Below are 19,788 nucleotides of genomic sequence, written 5' to 3'. Positions count from 1 at the left end.
TAAGCTTGAATTCCCCGTATAAATGCTGGAGAGTACTGTGGATATGTATATTGGTGTGCTGGCTGGCGCTGTCTGCACCGGTCATGTCCTATGCGAATGCAGCAGAGGACATGACGCCCCGCTATCTGGAGCAAATTGAATCATGGGTACAGGAGCAAATGGAACAAGCGGAAATTCCGGGCATGTCCGTCACGATAGTCAGTGGAGATCAGATTATATTGCAGCGGGGTTACGGGTTCAAGGACGTGTCTGCCGGCACTGCTATCAGTCCGTCCACCCTGTTTGAAATTGGTTCAAACAGCAAGGCGTTTACTGGTCTGGCAGTGTTAAAACTGGCGAAGGAAAATCGCTTGCATCTGGATGATCCGGTGAGCAAGTATCTGCCCTGGTTTCAACCTGTGTATCATAATCAACCGGCCGTAATCACGATAGAGCAACTGCTGCATCATACGAGCGGCATACCGTTTGATACGATTGGCCATCTGCCGGAGGGTTATGGAGCGGGTGAATTGGAGAGGACGGTTCGCATATTGCAGAACCAGCCCTTGAATCGTGCGCCTGGCAAAACGTATGAGTATGCGACCATTAATTACGATGTGCTTGGATTAATCATTGAACAGGTTAGTGAGCAAAGCTATGCCGAGTATATGAAAGATAATATCTTTGAGCCGCTGGGGATGAAGCATACTTTTGCGGTGCAGGAACCGATAGCCTCCGCGGAATTGGCTTCCGGTTATAAAATGGCCTATACAAGGCCGCAATTATACAGCCCGCCGCCATTCGTGGGCAATGCTCCTGCCGGATATATAGTCAGCAATGCCGAGGATATGGCTCTGTGGCTTAAAATTCAGATGGGAATCGAAGATTCAGGATCTTTTGAATATTCACTGATTGATCAATCTCATCTGCCGAATCGCACGGTTCCGCCTGAGAGCAACGGTGCATCTTATGCGGTAGGCTGGGATATCTTCCAAAGCGGAGAAGGTGAGATTTCGCATTCGGGTAACAACCCTACATTTTCTTCCTTTGTGGGCATGCGTCCGGCAGAAGGCATTGGCGTTGTCATTATGGCTAATATGAACAGCGATTATACGCAAGGGATCGGACAAGGCATCCTGAGCCAGTTGCATGGTGAAGAGCCTCCGTTAATTCATTCCGATACCTACAAAAAAGCGGATTCTGTGGCGGTCGGCCTAATTATCGCCTTGTCTATTATTGGAGCTGCGGTACTTGTGTATCTGGTGCTGGTCTTCCGTGACATTGGCAACGGCAAACGCAAACCATCCTTTAAACGGGCCAAGCCCTACAGGTTGCTAGGATATCATCTAATTGCTGCCTGCCTGTTCGCATGGATGATATACAGGGCTCCTGATATTCTTATGTACAAACTGACCTGGCGATTTATCGAAATATGGCTACCATCGACGGTAATGACCGCTGTGTGGCTGCTACTGATTACTGGAGCCTTGTATATGGCTTACTCGCTGCTGACTCTGTTTTTTCCAAAAAACACGGAGAAGTCATTTCTGACGCCAATTGTTCTGGGTTTGGTCAGTGGTTTAGGGAATGCGTTTGTCATTTTTATTATCAATGAATCGTTCAACCGAACGGATAATCTGATGAATGGGCTCCTGTTTTATTTTGCGATGGCGATTGCGATGTATGTGTTCGGACAGCGAATCATCCGAGCTATGTTGATTAAGCTGACCAATCAAATTATTTATGCCAAGCGGATGGAGTTGGTTGATAAGTTTTTGCAAACGAGCTTCTCCAAAATGGACAGCTTTGAACGAGGACGTGTAGAAGCGACGCTTAATAATGATACCGAAGCCATCAGTCGCTCCATGGGAATCCTGATATCGGGCGCGACCAATCTGATTACCTTGTTATGCTGTTTTCTTTATCTTGGGATTATGAACATGTATGCCTTGCTGCTATCCATAGTGATCATTGCTGTGCTAGCGGTATTGTATATGTATGTAGGAAGCCGGGCGAACCATTTAATGGAGGAAACGCGTGATCTCCAGAATGTTTTTTTTAAGTTTATCAATGATCTGCTGAAAGGCTTCAAGGAGCTTTCGCTTCATTCTGACAAACGCCGGGAATTCAGAGAAGAGATGCAAATCAGTTGCGAAACGTACAAAGAGAAGCGCAATGTGTATCAACTGCGTTATTCGGACATTTTTGTGTTGGGAGAACTGCTGTTCATACTGGTGATCGGGTGTGTAGTATTTGTATTTCCAGAGCTTTTTAAGCAGATGGATACGTCGATGCTACGAAATTATGTGTTTGTGTTCTTGTATATGACCGGTCCTGTCAATCAACTGCTGGACAGCGTTCCCCAGTATGCGCAGAGCAAGGTCAGTTGGGATCGAATTAAACAAATGATCCGGGAGGTGGAACAGAGAATTCAACATCCTTCTGCTGACGTTGCCGTCCAGACGGTTCCGATTCGATTGCAACTGGAAGATGTGACCTATAGTTATACGGGCAATAACACATCGGGGCCAACCGGGTTTGCGGTCGGACCCATCAATTGCGCATTTGACAGTGGCAGCATCACCTTTATTACTGGAGGTAACGGCAGTGGGAAGTCAACCTTGGCTAAGTTACTTACTGGATTGTACACACCAGATACAGGCAAGGTGACACTGAATGATGGTGTGATTTCCTCATGTGGGCTAGGTGAGTACTACTCGGCGATCTTCGGCGATTTCCATCTGTTCGACCGTTTGTATGGCATCGACTGGCAGGCTAAAGAAGCAGAAATGCAACACTATCTCCGCTTGCTGGATTTGCAGGACAAGATCGTTATTCATAACGGCACATTCAGTACAACCAAACTGTCAACCGGACAGAAAAAAAGACTGGCCTTGCTGATTGCGTATTTGGAGGATCGTCCAATCTGTCTATTTGATGAATGGGCTGCGGATCAAGATCCGGAATACCGCCGTTTCTTTTATTATACCCTGCTGCCGGACATGAAGGTCCGGGGCAAATGTATTATAGCAATTACGCATGATGATCATTATTTCCATCTAGCGGATCGTATTATCAAAATGGATGGGGGGCGCATTGTGGCTATGCAGCAGACTACACAAACGGTAGTTCCCTTAATCAAGCCAAGCATTCCGTTATTCGAGAAGGGGTGATGACCGTTAAAACCATATTATTTTGCCTCCCATATGCAGGCGCCTCGGCTACAATATACTGGCAGTGGAAAGGTCAGCTAAGTCCGCATATCGAGCTCCGACCGGTTGAACTTGCCGGCAGAGGCGCTCGTTATGACGAGCCTTATGCGGCCAGCATTGCCGATATGTTAAAGGATGCGGTGACACAGATAGGACCACAAGTACAGGAAGTACCCTATGCCATTTACGGGCACAGCATGGGGGCAGTGTTAGCGTATGAATTATATTATTTGCTGCTCCGGGAAGGGTATCCGCCGCCTGTCCATTTGTTGCTATCCGGTCGGCCTGCACCTTTGTCTGATCGGAAGCGTACATTTTCTTGGTCCAGTCTCAAGCAAAAGCTCCTGGCCCCATTGTCTTTTCCGGATGGCCGTATCCCAGCGGAGATTAAACGCCGTCCGGAGTTGGCCGCAAAGTTCAAAAAAATATTAAATGCCGATGTCCGTGTACTGGAGACATATCGCCTTGATCCGGCACGGCCCTTGATAAATTGCCCGGTAACCGTATTCGCCGGGTTGAACGATAAGATCAACAGGGAAGAAATCCAGTTATGGAACCGGCACACCGTTCACAACTGCGAAATCGTATGGATTAAAGGGGATCACTTTTTTCTACACAGCCATATGGAGGAAGTGGTAAGCGTTATCAATCAGACCATCCCTGCCGCAATTCATGATCAGGAGGGTTTCATTCAATGGAAACGATAGGTTGTTATGAAACATCATCAGCACAAAGGAGATTGTTTGTCGTTCAGCAGTTCAATCCGCACAGTGTAGCCTATAACCTATCTTCTGTTTTCAAAATACTGGGGACACTGGATCTCCAAAAATTTGAGCAGGCAGTACAGCAGCTTATCCAGCGGCATGAATCTATGCGGACGATATTTGAGACAGATCTAGACAATAACGATATTTCGCAAACCGTACTGGCTACGGTTCCGTTTTCGCTGGAAACGCTTGAGGTGGAGGAAGAGCAGCTCGAGGAAGTATTGAAATCGCTGGCACAGCCATTTGCCCTGAATCAGGCTCCATTATTCAGGCTTAAGTTGATCCGCACTTCTCCCACAGTCTATTATTTATTTTTTGATATTCACCATATCATTGCGGATGGCATATCCATTCAAATTATGATAAAAGAGATCGGCTGTCTTTATAACGGCATTCCGCTTTCTCCGGTAGAAGTGCAGTATGTGGATTATGTAATGTGGCAAAACGATTTGTTTTCCGGTGAAAAAATGAGCGCACAAGAGCAGTACTGGATGCAGCAGTTTGCAGACGAATTGCCGGTGCTGGATTTGCAGACTGACTATGCCAGACCGTCATACAGCAGTGGTCGCGGTAACTATGTGCATTTTCAGTTAAATGCGGATGTTGTCCAATCGGCGCGGCATATAGCTCAACAGGAAGGAGCAACACTGTATATGGTGTTGTTCAGTATTTATTCGCTGCTGCTGCATCGTTATACTTCCCAGACGGATATTGTAATCGGCACACCGATTGCAGGTCGCCGAAGCGCCGAATTGGAGTCGGTGATCGGTATGTTTGTGAATACGCTGGCACTTCGTACACGTCCTCAAGGGAACATGACTTTCCTGGAATTGTTGGCCCAAATCAAGCAAACTACGTTATCTGCTTACGATCATCAGGACTATCCGCTTGATATGCTGGTGGAGCGGCTGAATATTGCGCGTTCATCAAGCAGACATCCCATTTTTGATACTATGCTTGTTGTGCAAAATATGGACAAGTACGAATTGGAGATGAGCGACCTTGTCTTCCAACGCTATGAATGGGAGAGTGACAGCTCCAAATTCGACCTGACGCTGGAATTGACAGAAGATAATGATGTGATTACCGGCAAGCTGGAATACAGCACCGATTTGTTCACACCGGATACAATGAACAGAATGGCTGCTCATTTTGTCAGATTGTCCAGACTGGTAACTACGATGCCATGTATGGAACTGCATCAGTTTGATCTGTTGGATGAAGTGGAGAAACAGCTTATATTACATCAGTTCAACGACACTATCATCAATTATCCTCTTTTAACAATTGATCGGATTTTTGAAGAACAGACAGAGTTGCATGCGGAACGAACCGCGTTATTTCATGATGGAAGGATGTATACATATCGGGAACTAAATGATAAAGCCAATAGGCTTGCACACAGCTTGCGGAGCCGTGGCTTGGTGCAAGGAACGAATGTTGGCATAATGGCAGAGCGTTCTCTCGAGATGATCGTGGGTATGCTTGCTGTGATCAAAGCAGGAGCCGCTTATGTGCCTATCGAGCCGGATTATCCGACACAGCGAATATTAAATATGCTGGAGGATAGCAGTATGGAATGGCTGCTTGTACAGGGAGAACCGGAGCAGCCGCTTCCGGGCAGCTTGAAGATACTGGATTTGTTGGATGAATCATTGTACAGTACAAACACCGCCAATTTAGGATTGGTTAGGGGACCTGACCAGACGGCGATCATTATTTTCACCTCAGGGACGACCGGTAGACCTAAGGGAATTATGATCAAGCATCTTGGCATTTCACGTTTGGTCAAACAAACCGATTATGTGGAATTAAGCGAGAACACCCGGCTGTTGCAAACCTGTGCTTTGGGATTTGATGTCTTTACGTTCGAGACATGGGCACCCCTCCTTAATGGAGGATGTTTGTATTTAACCGATAAAAACACGTTCCTGGATCCAGCGCGATTGAAGCCGTTTCTATTACAGCATTCCATCAACATAATGACTCCAACTACTGCCCTGTTCAATCATTTGTTAAACGAAGACCCTGAAATTTTTAATAACCTGGAGACCATTATTGTGGGTGGCGAAGTGATGTCCCCCTCACATGTGCAGATTCTGTTGCAACATCATCCGCATGTCCGACTCAAAAACGGGTATGGACCAGCGGAAAGTACGACTTATACTACGACCTATGATGTGACCAATCAAGAGAAAAAAAGTATTCCAATCGGTAAACCGATAACCGGCACAACCTGTTATGTACTGGATGCATTTAATCAGCCCGTACCCATCGGAGTTGCCGGAGAGCTGTTTATAGGCGGAGACGGATTAACGGCCGGTTATGTGAATCGGCAGGACCTGACTGATGAAAAATTTCTTACGGTACCATGGCTTAACCAGGAGCGACTGTATCGTAGCGGCGATTTGGTCAAATGGCGTGCCGACGGTAATCTTATATACCTGGGGCGCAGAGATCACCAGATCAAAATTAGAGGCTACCGGATTGAGTTGGAGGAGATCAAACGGCAAATTTTAAGCTTGCCTCAAATTCAGGAAGCGGTTGTTATTCCTATCAAGCAGGAGGGTAAGGAGACGCAGATTTGCGCCTATTATACTGCAGCTACATTGTTAAATGAATCGGACTTGCGAACACAGTTACAACAGTTGTTGCCCGAATTTATGGTTCCTCAACTGTATGTGCAGCTCAAGCAAATGCCCATGTCTGCCAACAATAAAATTAATACTAAAGAGCTGCCACCGCCTGAAAGGGTCACAACTGCTTCGGATTCAGATTTCATTTCGCATGAATGGCCGCTGGATGAGCTAGAGCGGATCATTTCTGATATCTGGAGTGAAATACTAGAATTGAAGATGATCAGCGTGACAGACAATTTCTTCCTGATTGGTGGACATTCGCTCAAAGCGGTTCTGATCGTAGCAAGGCTTCGCAAAGAGCTGGGTGTCGATGTCGGCATGGATGAGATCTTTGCTCAGCCAACGATCCGTGGATTGGCCAATCAATTGCGTTTCCGGCAAAAAGAGGACCTGCCGGTACCGCAAATTGTGGAGCAGCGCGAATTCTACCCAGCTTCATATCAGCAGACCCGTCTTTATGTTCTAGAGAAAATGAGGCGGTTCGCGGATACGAGCAACAATATAACCGATGTGAATTGGATTACTGGAGCGCTCAACAAGAAACGTTTGAAAAAGACAGTCCAGCAACTAATGGAACGGCATGAGTCACTTAGACTTTCACATGAGCGAGCAGGCGAACAGATCGTATTCAAAGTTCATGACCAAGTGGAAGTCCCGCTAGAATGGATAAGCGGGACGGAAGAACAACTTCCAGAACGGATAAGACAATTTGTCCGTCCTTTTGATTTAACACAGGCGCCTCTATTCCGTGTAGGTGTTGTGACGATATCTTCCGAGCGGCATGTGCTGATATTCGATATTCATCATAGCATTTCGGACGGTTTTTCACTTGGATTGCTGACGGAAGAGGTTATGGCTTTATTTCGGGGAGAAACGTTGCCGCCGTTGGAATTCCAGTATAAGGATTATGCGGTCTGGCAGCAGTCGTTCCGGCAGTCTGATGCTTGGCACAAGCAGGAGCGGTATTGGCTGGACATAATGAAGGGATCGCTGCCGGTTCTTCATCTGCCAACGGATTATCCAAGACCCGATGAACAGAACTATGAAGGTGCATTGTTTCGATTCCAGGTGTCCATCGAAATGACCTTCCAAATCAAACGGCTGGCGGATGACACCCATACGACACTGTACATGTTGTTACTGACCGTGTATTTCACACTCCTGCAGCATTATTCAGGAGATGAAGATATTATGGTCGGCACTCCTGTTGCTGGGCGCAATCAGGTTGAATTCCAGCAGTTGCTGGGTATGTTCGTTAATACGATTGTGCTCCGCAGCCAACCGTCTGCCAGTAAAACTGTCCGCGAACTGTTGAAGGAAGTGCGAACTCATACCATTGAAGCATTCAGTAATCAGGATTATCCTTTGGAATTGCTGATCGAGAAGCTGGACGTTCGATCTTTGGCCAACCGCAATCCGTTGTTCCAGACGATGTTTGCCTTGCAAAATATGGATATCCATTCACTGCAAGTGGATGGGCTGGTTATCACGCCGTATGCGTATGAACGAAAATCCAGTATAGCTGATATTCTCCTAATCGCTCAGGAGGATGGGGATGCACTGGGCTTCACGTTTGAGTATTCCACCCGTCTGTTCAGACAGGATACAGTAGAGAAAATGGCAAAATATTACGTTGCTTTGTTGGAATCATTGCTGTCGGATGGTCTTGATCAAACACTAGCAAGTATGAATCGGTACAGCGACCAATGTAAAAATGCCGAAAATGGAGATATGCATTCATTGTTGACCGACACATTTTCATTTTAACGCCGCTCAGAGAGGGGAAGCATTATGTTTATATCCGAAAAGGAAAGAACAAGTCAGCATCAATTTTGGCATAGCTATTATTCAGATGAACTTCCAGTTGCTACGGTAATACCTGACTATACGAATATGGATTTGGCAGAGCATATGACCATGGAAACTGTAGATTATACCGCAGAGGACGCTATATTTAAGCAATTGGGTCAATATTGCAAAGAGTCGGATTTTTTATGGTATTGCTTTTTGCTGGCAACGCTGAACGTTTGTCTGTATAAATACACTGGCGAAAGGGATCGACTGGTCGGCTCGCCGATGCAAGGGAGCTCCGCGCAATCTGGCAGACTTCTGCCGATTCATCTTGCTATCGACCCGGCCTGCAGCTTTAAAGAATATGTGCTGAAGCTCAGGGAACAACTGGCTGCAGTCTATTCCCACCAGCAGTTGGCACCGAATCGGATGAAGCGGCTCCATGTGGTGGCTGCAATGGAAGGGCTTCACAGCGAGATAGAGGATGCTTCAGATCCGGCCTATATTCGAATACTGTTCAATCGTCAGAATGATCGGCTGCACATTAAGTTTGATTATTCACCCAAACGGTATAAAGAATCTACGATTCGCAACTTGTCCGTGCATTATAATGAACTGTTGCAAACAACCATTTTTAACATGGATAGGGCGATTTGTGAATTGTCCATTTGTTCGCTAACTGAACTGGAAAAGATTATGCGCGATTTCAATCCGGTTATCCCCGACAGCAGACCGGCAACAACGCTTGCCAGACAGTTTGAGCAACAGGTGTTCTTGCAGCCTGATCGAATTGCATTGGTCCATAACGGCAGGAAGTTGACTTATAATGAGCTGAATAAACAAGCAAACCGGCTTGCAAATATGCTGCGAACAGAGTGGAATATTCAGCATAATGAATTTGTAGCAGTGCGCATGGGCCAGGGCATCGAATATATCATATCTATCCTAGCAATATTGAAAGCAGGAAGCGCCTATCTGCCGATCGATATGGAATATCCGGATGAACGTATTCATTTTATTCTGGAAGATAGCCAGGCTCGGTTTATGCTTGTACAGCATGTGGATGATATTCCGCAAGGACACATGGTTTCAACGCTTGTCGTAACAGAAAGCCTGAGCCGGGAACTTCCGATGGACAATCTCGATGTGCCGACAAAAGCGGAAGATCTGGCATATTTGCTGTATACATCTGGTACTACAGGCCAACCAAAAGGTGTATTGATCGAACAGCAAAATGTTCTTAATCTGGTACAAGATCCCCATTATCTATCCATGGATTGCCAGACGGTAATGTTGCAGGCAACATCAATAGTATTTGATTTGTCGACATTAGAAATATGGGGCACCCTGTTAAACGGCGGCACACTGGTTATTGTTGATAAAGCTATCCTGCTAGAGCCAAAACGGTTGAAAGAAACGATTCGAGAACAACAGGTTAATTCAATGCTCATTACAACAGCGCTTTTTCACCATCTCGCGAGTCATCACTCTGATATTTTTTCCGGTATTGGCCAACTGTTGACGGGGGGAGAAGTGTTATCGTCCGTTTTAACCAATCGTATATTAGAATCATACCCGGATTTACGGTTAGTCAACGGCTACGGACCTACGGAATGCACGGTATTAACAACATATTATGATATTCGCTCGGCTGAAAGCACCAGTATTTCCATCGGAAAGCCGATCTCGGGAACCAATGTGTCGATTTTAGGTGTGGATGATCAGATTCAACCTATTGGTGTACCCGGGGAATTATGTATTAGTGGTGTCGGCGTAGGCAGAGGTTATCTGAATCAGCCGGAACTGACGGCGGATCGCTATGTGCGGATACCTGGCCGAACAGATCAAATCATGTACAGAACAGGAGATTTAGCCTATTGGCGCGAAGATGGAACTATCGAATTTATGGGACGCAAGGATCGGCAGTTAAAACTGCGGGGATACCGGATCGAATTGGGTGAAATTGAGAATATATTATTAAAACATGATCAAGTACTTGAAGCAGTGGTCGTTCCTATTAAAAATACTTCTGACGAGTTGTCGTTGTGTGCTTATATTGTGCCTGAAATCTGTACTGATGAACTGGAAAGCCAACTGATACTGCATTTACGGAAATCGCTTCCGGACTATATGATTCCAGCTGATTGTATTATTATTGAGAGGATTCCGTTAAAAACTAACGGAAAAGTAGACACTGACCGGCTACCGGTTCCCGATAGGCAACAATTACGCGGACAGCAAACTATAATCCTTCCACAAACCCCAGAGGAACAAAAAGTTGCAGCGATCTGGACCGAAATACTAGGCATACAGCAGATTAGCGTGCATCATAACTTTTTTGAATTGGGCGGTCATTCGTTAAAATTAATTATACTAGCTGAAGAGTTGCAGCATGCCGGCTATTCTATCAATACTATGGATTTGTATAAGTATCCGACAATAGCAAGCTTTTTGCAGTTTCAGCATAAAAGTGGTCAAGAAGGATAGAAGCTCAACCAGAAAGCGGTTAATTGGAATTATCTATACCATATGTCTGCTCAAAGCAATATTATACGATATCCAACGTGGTTTTTTACTATATATCTAGTTTACAGAGCTATTTTTGCCCTTAATCGATGTTCTGTACTTACTTCGTTTATAAGTATACGATCTTAACATGTGAAATGTTTCCGTAAAAAGGGGCTTTCGCCCCCCTCTTAATTGTCAACTATCATCTAGAGCGAATAGGTGTATCAAATTGGCTTTTGAGTTCACACAAAACCATTTTACAGAACTCTATTCTGGACATACCCCTGTCAAGTAGACAGATGAAAAAAGCTAAGCTGCTAGCGCGCACCGATACTCAATCGGTGCGCGTTGTTTCAATTTGGCTTGAAAGCGGTGGTAGTTATAATGATAAATGTAATCTTCCACCGCTTGCTGACTGAGGGCTTCTCCTTTACTAGATTTGGATACCGCTTTTTTAAGTAATCCACCTGCACTTTCAGGTAATCTCGTTCTTCTTCAACGCTTCCAAACGACGTCCGAGTACGCCCTTTCAGTGGATTTGGCCCGTTGTATTTGACGGTAGATGCTGATAATCCTGGTGTGATTCGAAGTTTTGAAAAGTCAGGTTTCAAGAAGGATGGTATACTAAGAGACGAAGTCTATAAAAATGGTCAATATGTCGATCGTATAATAATGAGTATTTTGAAGCATGAATATGTAAAGCTTTAGTGGTGATTCAGGAAGGCAAATAAGTCATATAACATTGAGCTATCTGAGGTTGAGGAGTTTCGTGAATACTAGAACGTTATAGGAAATCAGCAACAACTCAAGAAAGCAAAACATTTATAATGAAGGAGCTTGAATATGATCTCTACCTACGTTAAACGCATTCAAGAAGTTTACCCAAATTTACATATTGAAGATGTTAAACAAAATGAGATTGGACAGAACAATGACGTATTTATTCTTAATCAATCTCTCGTCTTTAGGTTTCCTAAGTATAAGCAAGGATTAGAGAAATTAAAGCGTGAAACGGAGTTGTTGGAGTCAATCAGTAAAACTGTAGCGATGCCGATTCCCTATCCAGCCTATAAATCTTTTGATGAGATGGAGGTAGGTAAAGCTTTCATGGGCTATAAGCTTATTGAGGGTTCTCCTTTTTGGAAGGAAGAACTGATTAATATCAAAAGTCAAAACCTTACGAATGCAATTGCCTTACAACTTGTTACTTTTCTAATTGAACTTCACTCTATGGATATACCGAAAGCTTTTGTTTCTCAAAAACAACATGAAAGTGTGCATAGAACTATAGAAAATCTATATGTAAGAATTAAAGAGAAACTCTTTCCTTTTATGCGAGTAGATGCACAAGAAAAAGTAGCAGAGAACTTTAATGGATTTTTGATTAATACATATAATCAGAATTTGGAGCAAACCTTTATCCATGGAGACTTTGGAGCAAGTAATATCTTATGGGATCCAAAAGAAAACAGGATTTCAGGAGTTATTGACTTCGGAGGTTCCGGACTTGGGGATCCAGCATATGATTTTGCGGGAGTTCTCTCCAGTTATGGAGAAGAGTTTTTTGAAGTATGCACGAATTTATACCCATATGGAAAACAAATTTCAGAACGAGTTCATTTTTATAGAAGTACCTTTGCTTTGGAGGAAGCTCTACATGGGATAGATCATAATGACCAAGAAGCTTTTGAAAATGGGATTAAAGAATTTAGATAGAACAACTGAGATAGGAGGGAGTTTTCTCAATGGAGACAAATGTTCAAGAACAGAAATATGACCATCTGCCATTAGGTGTATCTGGGCTAGGGGGATGGTTGATTCTAGTACAAATCGGTCTTTACTTAACGATGATTCTATTAACGGTGCAACTATTCCAGCATTCATTACCTGCATTCAGATCCGATACATGGGATGTACTAACGTCATTAACATCACAATATTACCATCCTTTATGGGGGCCTGTGCTTATTTTCGAGGCGATATATAATGTGCTATTTTTATTCTTCTGTATATTTATACTCATTAATTTTTATAGAAAGAAGTCCACACTACCTCGGCTAATGATAATTTTTTATAGTGTTAGTTTAATTATTGGGGTAATTGATTATCTATTAGTAATTCAAATTCCCTTAGCGAGTGAACTGGAAGATGGAAGCTCATTAAGGGATATAGTGAAATCTGTAATAACATGTGCAATTTGGATTCCCTATTTTATGAAATCAGAACGTGTACATAATACTTTTATCAGGTGAATCGATGCGACTAAATAAACGTCCTGAGAGATCTGATTACTGGCTGTATCAAGGTACTGAAGGAGTGAAGTCTGACTGGACTGATTCGCAAATACATAATAATAGTTTTACTAATATATGGTAATTTATACTTAGAGAGTACGATCATGTTCTAAAAAGAAAAGGCCATCCGGCAAAGGATGGCCTTTAAACATGCCGTTACAGACAGCGCGGGAACCCTGCTACAAGTGGGGCGAAATTTTTAGGGGGTGGAAAGACGCCCCGAGGGGGAGGGGCTCTTCGAATGGAAGAATTATTCTTAATAGTGGTATGACTGTCAAGGACTTTCTTAATTCAAGGATTTTGTAAACTGAATTAATCGGTGTAAATAGGATATCCCACACATCTGGGATTCGATTATCTTATCTAGATAAGTCCTGACATTCTCAGCCACATTCATGACCCCCTGCAGATCCGTATGTTCGGCCGCGGCGATGGATTGCTTAAAATTCACGGTATCTTCTGAATATACAGAGCTTTGCAGCACTTGAATCAACCTGATTTGTAGCAAATGAGATCCACTGTATCGACGATATCGGTTGTCAGGATCCCGATCCGCCGTTACATATCCTGCTTGCTCCCAGTAGCGGATTGCTGATTTGGGAACTTGCGTCAGTTCGGATGCTTCGTTGATGGTGAACGGCTCCTCGGCATACGGAGATTTATTTTCGTTAGCGTATATCCGAATATCCTGGATTAACTTCTCTACTTTCTCTTTTTCCTCGTACAATGCGACTTCTTTTTCCCTGATGATCCACATTGAGTCTTGCGGTTTGTCCTGATGGAGACAACGAAGAACCTCGGCCGTCACTTCCATTCCGAATGCCGGGGCCATGGCTTGGATACACGACAGATAGGCTGCGTGCTGATCCGTATAATTACGGTAGCCATTTGATGATCGTTCAGCTGGAGGTATTAGGCCTTTAGCTTCGTAATTCCTTATAGTACTGGCGCTAATCATGAATTTTGCGGCCATTTTTTTGGGGCGCATCGTCAACTCGTCATCTCTCTCCTCATTACAATAGATCAAGATTAAACCTTTTTATAAGGTTTTCTATAAAAATAGTTGATATTCCTTCTCTTTTTTTGCTTATCCTTCGAATTGGCTTTCAAGTTGTACAATGGAATTGAAATGAAGAGAAGGAGGCGTTTGTTTGTGAAGAAAGGGTTCCCGATTTTCCGGCAAGACATGGTGATCGAAGAAATAAGTAAGGCGGCCAACAGTTATATCGAGTCCGAGTGGAGGTCGATGTACGAATCCATGCATGAACAATTGACGGCTGCTTTTGTTGAAATCGAAGATGCGGCCTATGGTCTTTATTTGGATCAGCTTATGCCGTTCATATTCGAACAGCTGGAAGATGCCGGTTTCAGCGCTTTGGAGAAGCTCGAAGAGAATGATTTCGTTATCGCCAAGCGCATGATTTTCCGAAACTCCCTTGAAAAATGGGGTACGGAAGACAACAGATCGAGAATATTTTGGAACGTAATCCATGACAAGCAAGGCAACCCGATAGGCACCATACTCACGGAAATTCCCCACTCCCATCTGAAATTCGACATACCTTCGGCACCGGTCATTTACTCGCTGCGGGAGAGTCTCAAGGAGCGGATCGTGCAAGGAATCCGGCGAATTAAGGAATCCGGCTGAGTTCATTAAAATAGAATAGGCTGCTCGTATTATGGCAATATAATAAAAACAAAATAAGGAGAGATTCCCTTGAGAAGAACGATAGCGGATTCCATTGTGGAATCCCTTCTGAACTCCGGCGTGAAGCGAATTTACGGTATTATCGGTGATTCGCTCAATGCTTTGCTTGATGCGATCCGTCGTTCCGGAGAAATAGAATGGATCCATGTCCGCCACGAAGAGGTCGCAGCGTTCGCGGCGGGCGCGGATGCCACCCTCAGCGGAGGAATCGCCGTATGTGCGGGTAGCAGCGGACCAGGTAATTTGCATCTTATTAACGGATTGTACGATTGCCATCGAAACCGGGTGCCAGTACTTGCGATTGCCGCTCATATTCCGAGCAGTGAAATCGGCAGCGGCTTCTTTCAAGAGACCCGTCCGGACATGTTGTTTCAGGAATGCAGCTTCTTTTGTGAAGTCGTAACCGGACCGAAGCAAATGCCCCGAGCGGTTACGATGGCGATGCAAACCGCGACGGCAAAGTCGGGAGTGTCTGTCTTAGTTCTTCCAGGAGATGTAGCCGCTTTCGAATACGACGAAAGCCCCGTTCCAGAACGCGTCATCCATTCCACCCGGCCGATTGTCTGCCCTTCTACAGACGAATTGAAGACGCTTGCCGACTACTTAAACAAAGGCGAGAGGATCACCTTGCTGTGCGGTGCGGGCTGCGCGGGAGCTCATCCTTCGCTCATGAAGCTGTGCGAGAAGCTGCAATCCCCGATGGTCATAGCGCTGCGAGGAAAAGAATATCTGGAATACGACAACCCGTATTCTGTCGGATTAACAGGCCTCATTGGTTATTCTTCCGGCTACCATGCCATAATGGAATGCGATGTCTTACTCATGCTGGGTACCGATTTTCCATACCGGCAATTTTATCCGCAAGAAGCGACCATTCTTCAGGTTGATTTGGATTCCTCCCGACTAGGTAGGCGAACGACACTCGCATACGGGGTGTGCGGGGACGTAAAGACGACGGTCGAAATGCTGTTACCCCTGTTAGAGGAACCTCACTCCCCAGATCATCTGCAGCACTTTGCGGCAGATTATGCCAAAGTCCGCGAGGAACTGGACAAGCTCGCAGATCCCGGCCGAGCGCCTATTCATCCGCAATTCCTCATGAAGGTAATCAGCGATCTCGCAGATGAGGATGCCATTTTGACTTGCGATGTTGGGACGCCGACTGTGTGGGCAGCCCGATACTTGAGCATGAATGGAAAAAGAAGGCTTATTGGCTCGTTTAACCATGGGAGAATGGCGAACGCCATGCCTCAGGCGATTGGGGCGCAGGTTGCACAGCCGGGACGCCAGGTCGTATCACTGTCGGGGGACGGGGGACTCACCATGCTGCTCGGAGATCTATTGACCCTTCGTCAGCATAAGCTCCCGATCAAGATTGTTGTCTTTAATAATGGTGCGCTTGGATTCGTGGAATTGGAAATGAAAGCAGCCGGCTTTTTAGAATTCGGAACAGAACTCGACAATCCAAACTTTGCGGTAATGGCTCAAGCTATGGGAATCGAAGGAATCCGGGTCGAGGATCCGAACGACTTGGAAAGCGCCGTTCGTCGAGCGTTCGAACACAGCGGTCCGGTAGTGCTGGACGTCGTCGTCAATCGTCAGGAGCTGGCTATGCCGCCGAAGATCAACTTCGAGCAGGCACGCGGATTTACGATGTGGATGCTGAAAGCTGTTTTAAACGGGCAAGGCAACGAAATCATCGAACTGGCGAAAACCAATCTCCTTCGGTAATAAAATTGGAGCACTTTGAAGTGGTGACTACACACACTGCCTTGGTCGTAAGGCTAAGTAATCATCATTGTTGATTACTATCAAAATTAAGATGCCCTTGGCAACTATTTTAAAACCACATTACTAACTATTGTCCGGTGAGAATAACGTATATGCTTAAAAGTCGCTTAGTTGCGGCTTTTTTTATTTTCACGATATATGTTTTTGTCAAAAACCAATGATAAGAACATATATTGTTTTACGTAAATGAAGACGGTTTTCAATTTCACATTTTCGCTTGAGACAAAACTGGACCTTATGGTAATAACTTTAGGTGGACAGGGAACTATGCCTTAAAAAAATGATGCAGACTGAGTAATGGGGTTAAGCAAAAGGGTAGTATAATCCAACTCGTTCTTTAATCCATAAAAAGGGAGCCCATTATGTGTTCAGTTTATATGATGTAGAAAAATGCAGACCCAGCCTAAGATACGAGCTATCTTAGGCTGGGTCTTTTCGTATAAGAAATGACCTCAAAATCTAGAAATAATAAATGCAAAGAACCTTAAATAATAATATAAGAAATCGTACATCTTCCAGACAAAGGAGGTCGAGTAGAGTGTGTGATTATCGTTACTATAAAGAAGTCTGCACGGGGCTTCCGATGCCCTTTGCCTTCGTTGATCTGGATCTGTTGCAGCAGAATATTCAGAGCGTTCTTCATAGGGCGAATGGAAAAAAAGTCCGCATTGCGAGCAAATCGATCCGCTCTGTTGATGTGCTTCGGCGCATTCTACAGGCAAATGCTCAGTTTCAAGGGATCATGTGCTTCACGGTACCCGAAGCACTCTATCTCGCGCAGCAAGGATTCACAGACTTGCTGCTAGGATACCCTGCGGCGGACGCACGACTGCTGGAGTCCGTCGCCATGCATCAGCATGAAGGGCGCAGCATCACGCTGATGGTCGACTGCGAGACGCATGTCGCGCAGGCGGAAGCGGCAGCCGCCAAATATGGTGTGAGGCTGCCGCTCTGTGTGGACATCGATATGTCGATCGATGTCCCGGGGCTGCATTTCGGCGTATGGCGCTCGCCTATACGCACTACAGCTGCGGCGCTCATTCTCATTGAGCGCATCGCGCAGTCGAAGCACGTCGTGCTCGACGGGCTCATGGGCTACGAAGCGCAGGTCGCAGGCTTAGGCGACCGTGTGCCTGGGCAGGCGCTGAAGAATGCGATCGTGCGGCTGCTTAAGCGCCGCTCAATTCGTGAAGCCGTTGCCAGGCGAGCCGAACTGGTCGCGGAGATCGAGCGCCTGGGCATTCCACCGCTGCGGTTCGTGAATGCAGGCGGCACGGGCAGCTTGCATACAAGCAGCGTGGAGCCGGCCGTCACCGAGGTTACAGCCGGCTCGGGATTCTTTTCGCCAGGTCTGTTCGACCACTACCGGGACTTCACCCTGCTGCCCGCCGCAGGGTATGCGATCGAGATCGTGCGTCAGCCGCGCGGCGATCTCTACACTTGCTTAGGCGGCGGATACACGGCTTCGGGTGCTGCAGGCAGCGACAAACTGCCGCGTCCATACCTGCCGCAAGGTACGGCACTTCTTACGATGGAAGGGGCAGGCGAAGTGCAGACACCGATCCGCTACAACGGGCTAGAAGAGCTGAAACTCGGCGATCCGATCTTCATGCGTCATAGCAAAGCAGGAGAGTTATGTGAGCGATTCGCACATCTCTACTACATTTCGAACGGCAGTATCGTTGGTAAGACAACGACATATCGGGGGGACGGACTATGCTTTCTGTAAATTTGAAGGAGCGCAATACGAAAGTATGGCGCAATTGGTCAGGACTCGTGCGCGGATTGCCAAGAAGCATTGTATATCCGGCCAGCATAGAAGAGGTGGTCGGGATTGTTAAAGAATGTGCCGCCGAAGGACGGAAGCTGCGTGTCGTCGGATCCGGACATTCATTTACCCGACTCGTCCAGACCGATGATGTATTGGTCTCCTTGGATCAATTGCAGGGTGTAATTGCTGTTGATTCGGAGCAGGGGATTGCCGAGGTGTGGGGTGGAACAAAATTGGATCGTCTCGGGAAAGAATTGCATGCCTATGGGGTCGCGCAAGAGAATCTGGGCGATATTAATGCGCAATCCATTGCAGGAGCGATCAGTACAGGAACACATGGGACAGGGGAGCGGCTCGGGAGTCTCGCAACGCAAGCGGTAGGTTTGACGGTAGTGACAGCGGCAGGGGAAATCCTCGAATGCTCAGCCCAGCAGGATGAAGAACTTTTTCGGGCGATGCAGGTGTCACTTGGGATGTTCGGGATTATCGTTAAGGTGAAGCTTCGTGTTGTACCTTCGTACGCTCTCCGCTATACAAGCAGCAAAATGCCATTCTCCCAATGCCTTGAACAGCTTGATCTATTCAAAAAGGAAAACCGTCATTTCGAATTTTTTTGGTTCCCTTATACGGATATCGCTCAAGTAAAACTGACCAATAAGACGGATGAGATCCCCCGAACGCCAAGCCGCTGGAGTTACTGGAAAGTCATGCTGCTGGAGAATGCGCTATTCTGGTTATTGTCGGAGTGCTGCCGTTTCATTCCGCGCCTTTGCAAGCCAATAAGCCGATTATCAGCAACAAGCGTACCGGATGTTCGGGAAGTGGGGTATAGTCACCTTATTTTCGCGACGCCGCGGCTGGTTCGATTTAATGAAATGGAGTACAGCGTCCCTGCAGACCGCATGCGAACTGTACTTGAGGAAATACGCGATGCAGTAGATCGGGATCAATTTGCTGTTCATTTTCCAATCGAATGCCGTTATGTTCAGGGAGACGATATATGGCTCAGTCCGGCGAATGGACGTGATTCTGGCTATATCGCTGTACATATGTACCGTGGGATGGAGTATGCCGACTATTTTGCCAAAGTAGAGGAGATCTGTAGACGGAATGGCGGGAGACCACACTGGGGTAAGATGCACACGATGCGCGTAGAGCAGCTACGTACGATATATCCGAAGTGGGATGCATTTCTTCGCCTTCGTCAAGAGCTTGATCCTTCGGGCGTATTCTTGAACCCTTATTTGGCAGAAATGGTGGAACAGAGCGAGTAGGCGCACTAACTAACGGTAACGTAACGAATCCTTGATAATTCAAGCGTGAACTTG

The 19,788-nt window shown here is 45.9% G+C and carries 12 protein-coding genes; 10 read left to right on the top strand and 2 right to left on the bottom strand.

Features of this window, described 5'->3' with window-relative positions; translation table 11 throughout:
* The first annotated feature begins 5 nt into the window (after window positions 1-5).
* Genes BLS15_RS26890 through BLS15_RS26875 form a run of 4 tightly spaced genes read left to right on the top strand, consistent with a single transcriptional unit; the run spans window position 6 to window position 10,875 of the window.
* Window positions 6-3,152 (top strand): cyclic peptide export ABC transporter, encoded by a 3,147-nt coding sequence (locus BLS15_RS26890; protein WP_254777411.1) that lies wholly within the window; start codon window positions 6-8, stop codon window positions 3,150-3,152.
* On the top strand, window positions 3,152-3,898 hold the full coding sequence (locus BLS15_RS26885; RefSeq protein ID WP_090514618.1) for a thioesterase II family protein: 747 nt from the start codon (window positions 3,152-3,154) through the stop codon (window positions 3,896-3,898). The genes BLS15_RS26890 and BLS15_RS26885 overlap by 1 nt, the downstream gene beginning before the upstream one ends.
* Window positions 3,886-8,364: a non-ribosomal peptide synthetase gene (locus BLS15_RS26880; protein WP_090514615.1), complete on the top strand. Its 4,479-nt coding sequence runs from the start codon at window positions 3,886-3,888 to the stop codon at window positions 8,362-8,364. The genes BLS15_RS26885 and BLS15_RS26880 overlap by 13 nt, the downstream gene beginning before the upstream one ends.
* Window positions 8,365-8,388: 24 nt before the next feature.
* Window positions 8,389-10,875 carry a non-ribosomal peptide synthetase gene (locus BLS15_RS26875; RefSeq protein WP_090514612.1) on the top strand — a complete coding sequence of 829 codons (2,487 nt, stop codon included), beginning with the start codon at window positions 8,389-8,391 and terminating at the stop codon, window positions 10,873-10,875.
* A gap of 330 nt (window positions 10,876-11,205) precedes the next feature.
* Here the strand turns inward: BLS15_RS26875 and BLS15_RS30110 are convergent, their stop codons facing one another.
* The gene (locus BLS15_RS30110) at window positions 11,206-11,301 is read right to left on the bottom strand and encodes an IS3 family transposase (protein WP_090514609.1); all 96 of its coding nucleotides are present in this window, start codon (window positions 11,299-11,301) and stop codon (window positions 11,206-11,208) included.
* A gap of 438 nt (window positions 11,302-11,739) precedes the next feature.
* Between BLS15_RS30110 and BLS15_RS26860 the strand changes: the two genes are divergently transcribed.
* Together BLS15_RS26860 and BLS15_RS30105 are read left to right on the top strand one after the other, a co-directional pair.
* Complete coding sequence (locus BLS15_RS26860; RefSeq protein WP_090514606.1) at window positions 11,740-12,612, top strand: phosphotransferase family protein; 873 nt, start codon at window positions 11,740-11,742, stop codon at window positions 12,610-12,612.
* Between the two features lie 29 nt (window positions 12,613-12,641).
* The gene (locus tag BLS15_RS30105) at window positions 12,642-13,148 is read left to right on the top strand and encodes a DUF2569 domain-containing protein (RefSeq protein WP_090514604.1); all 507 of its coding nucleotides are present in this window, start codon (window positions 12,642-12,644) and stop codon (window positions 13,146-13,148) included.
* Window positions 13,149-13,476: 328 nt separating this feature from the next.
* Here the strand turns inward: BLS15_RS30105 and BLS15_RS26850 are convergent, their stop codons facing one another.
* Entirely contained in the window at window positions 13,477-14,178 is a 702-nt protein-coding gene (locus BLS15_RS26850; protein WP_090514636.1) for a MerR family DNA-binding transcriptional regulator, read from the bottom strand.
* Between the two features lie 165 nt (window positions 14,179-14,343).
* Here BLS15_RS26850 and BLS15_RS26845 point away from each other — a divergent pair, with 165 nt between their 5' ends.
* From BLS15_RS26845 to BLS15_RS26830, 4 genes are all read left to right on the top strand, one after another.
* On the top strand, window positions 14,344-14,838 hold the full coding sequence (locus tag BLS15_RS26845; RefSeq protein ID WP_090514602.1) for a DUF6022 family protein: 495 nt from the start codon (window positions 14,344-14,346) through the stop codon (window positions 14,836-14,838).
* Between the two features lie 69 nt (window positions 14,839-14,907).
* Window positions 14,908-16,629, top strand: a complete 1,722-nt coding sequence (gene poxB, locus BLS15_RS26840; RefSeq protein WP_090514598.1) for a ubiquinone-dependent pyruvate dehydrogenase — start codon at window positions 14,908-14,910, stop codon at window positions 16,627-16,629.
* Between the two features lie 598 nt (window positions 16,630-17,227).
* Window positions 17,228-18,418, top strand: coding sequence for an amino acid deaminase/aldolase (locus BLS15_RS26835; protein WP_090514595.1), 1,191 nt, complete (start codon window positions 17,228-17,230; stop codon window positions 18,416-18,418).
* Entirely contained in the window at window positions 18,406-19,734 is a 1,329-nt protein-coding gene (locus BLS15_RS26830; protein WP_090514592.1) for a D-arabinono-1,4-lactone oxidase, read from the top strand. Before BLS15_RS26835 ends, BLS15_RS26830 begins: the two co-directional genes overlap by 13 nt.
* The last annotated feature ends 54 nt before the right edge of the window (window positions 19,735-19,788 follow it).

The sequence above is a fragment of the Paenibacillus sp. cl6col genome (assembly GCF_900102125.1).
Taxonomy (GTDB): Bacteria; Bacillota; Bacilli; order Paenibacillales; family Paenibacillaceae; genus Paenibacillus_B; species Paenibacillus_B suaedae.
This window is presented reverse-complemented; position numbering and strand designations above follow the sequence as displayed.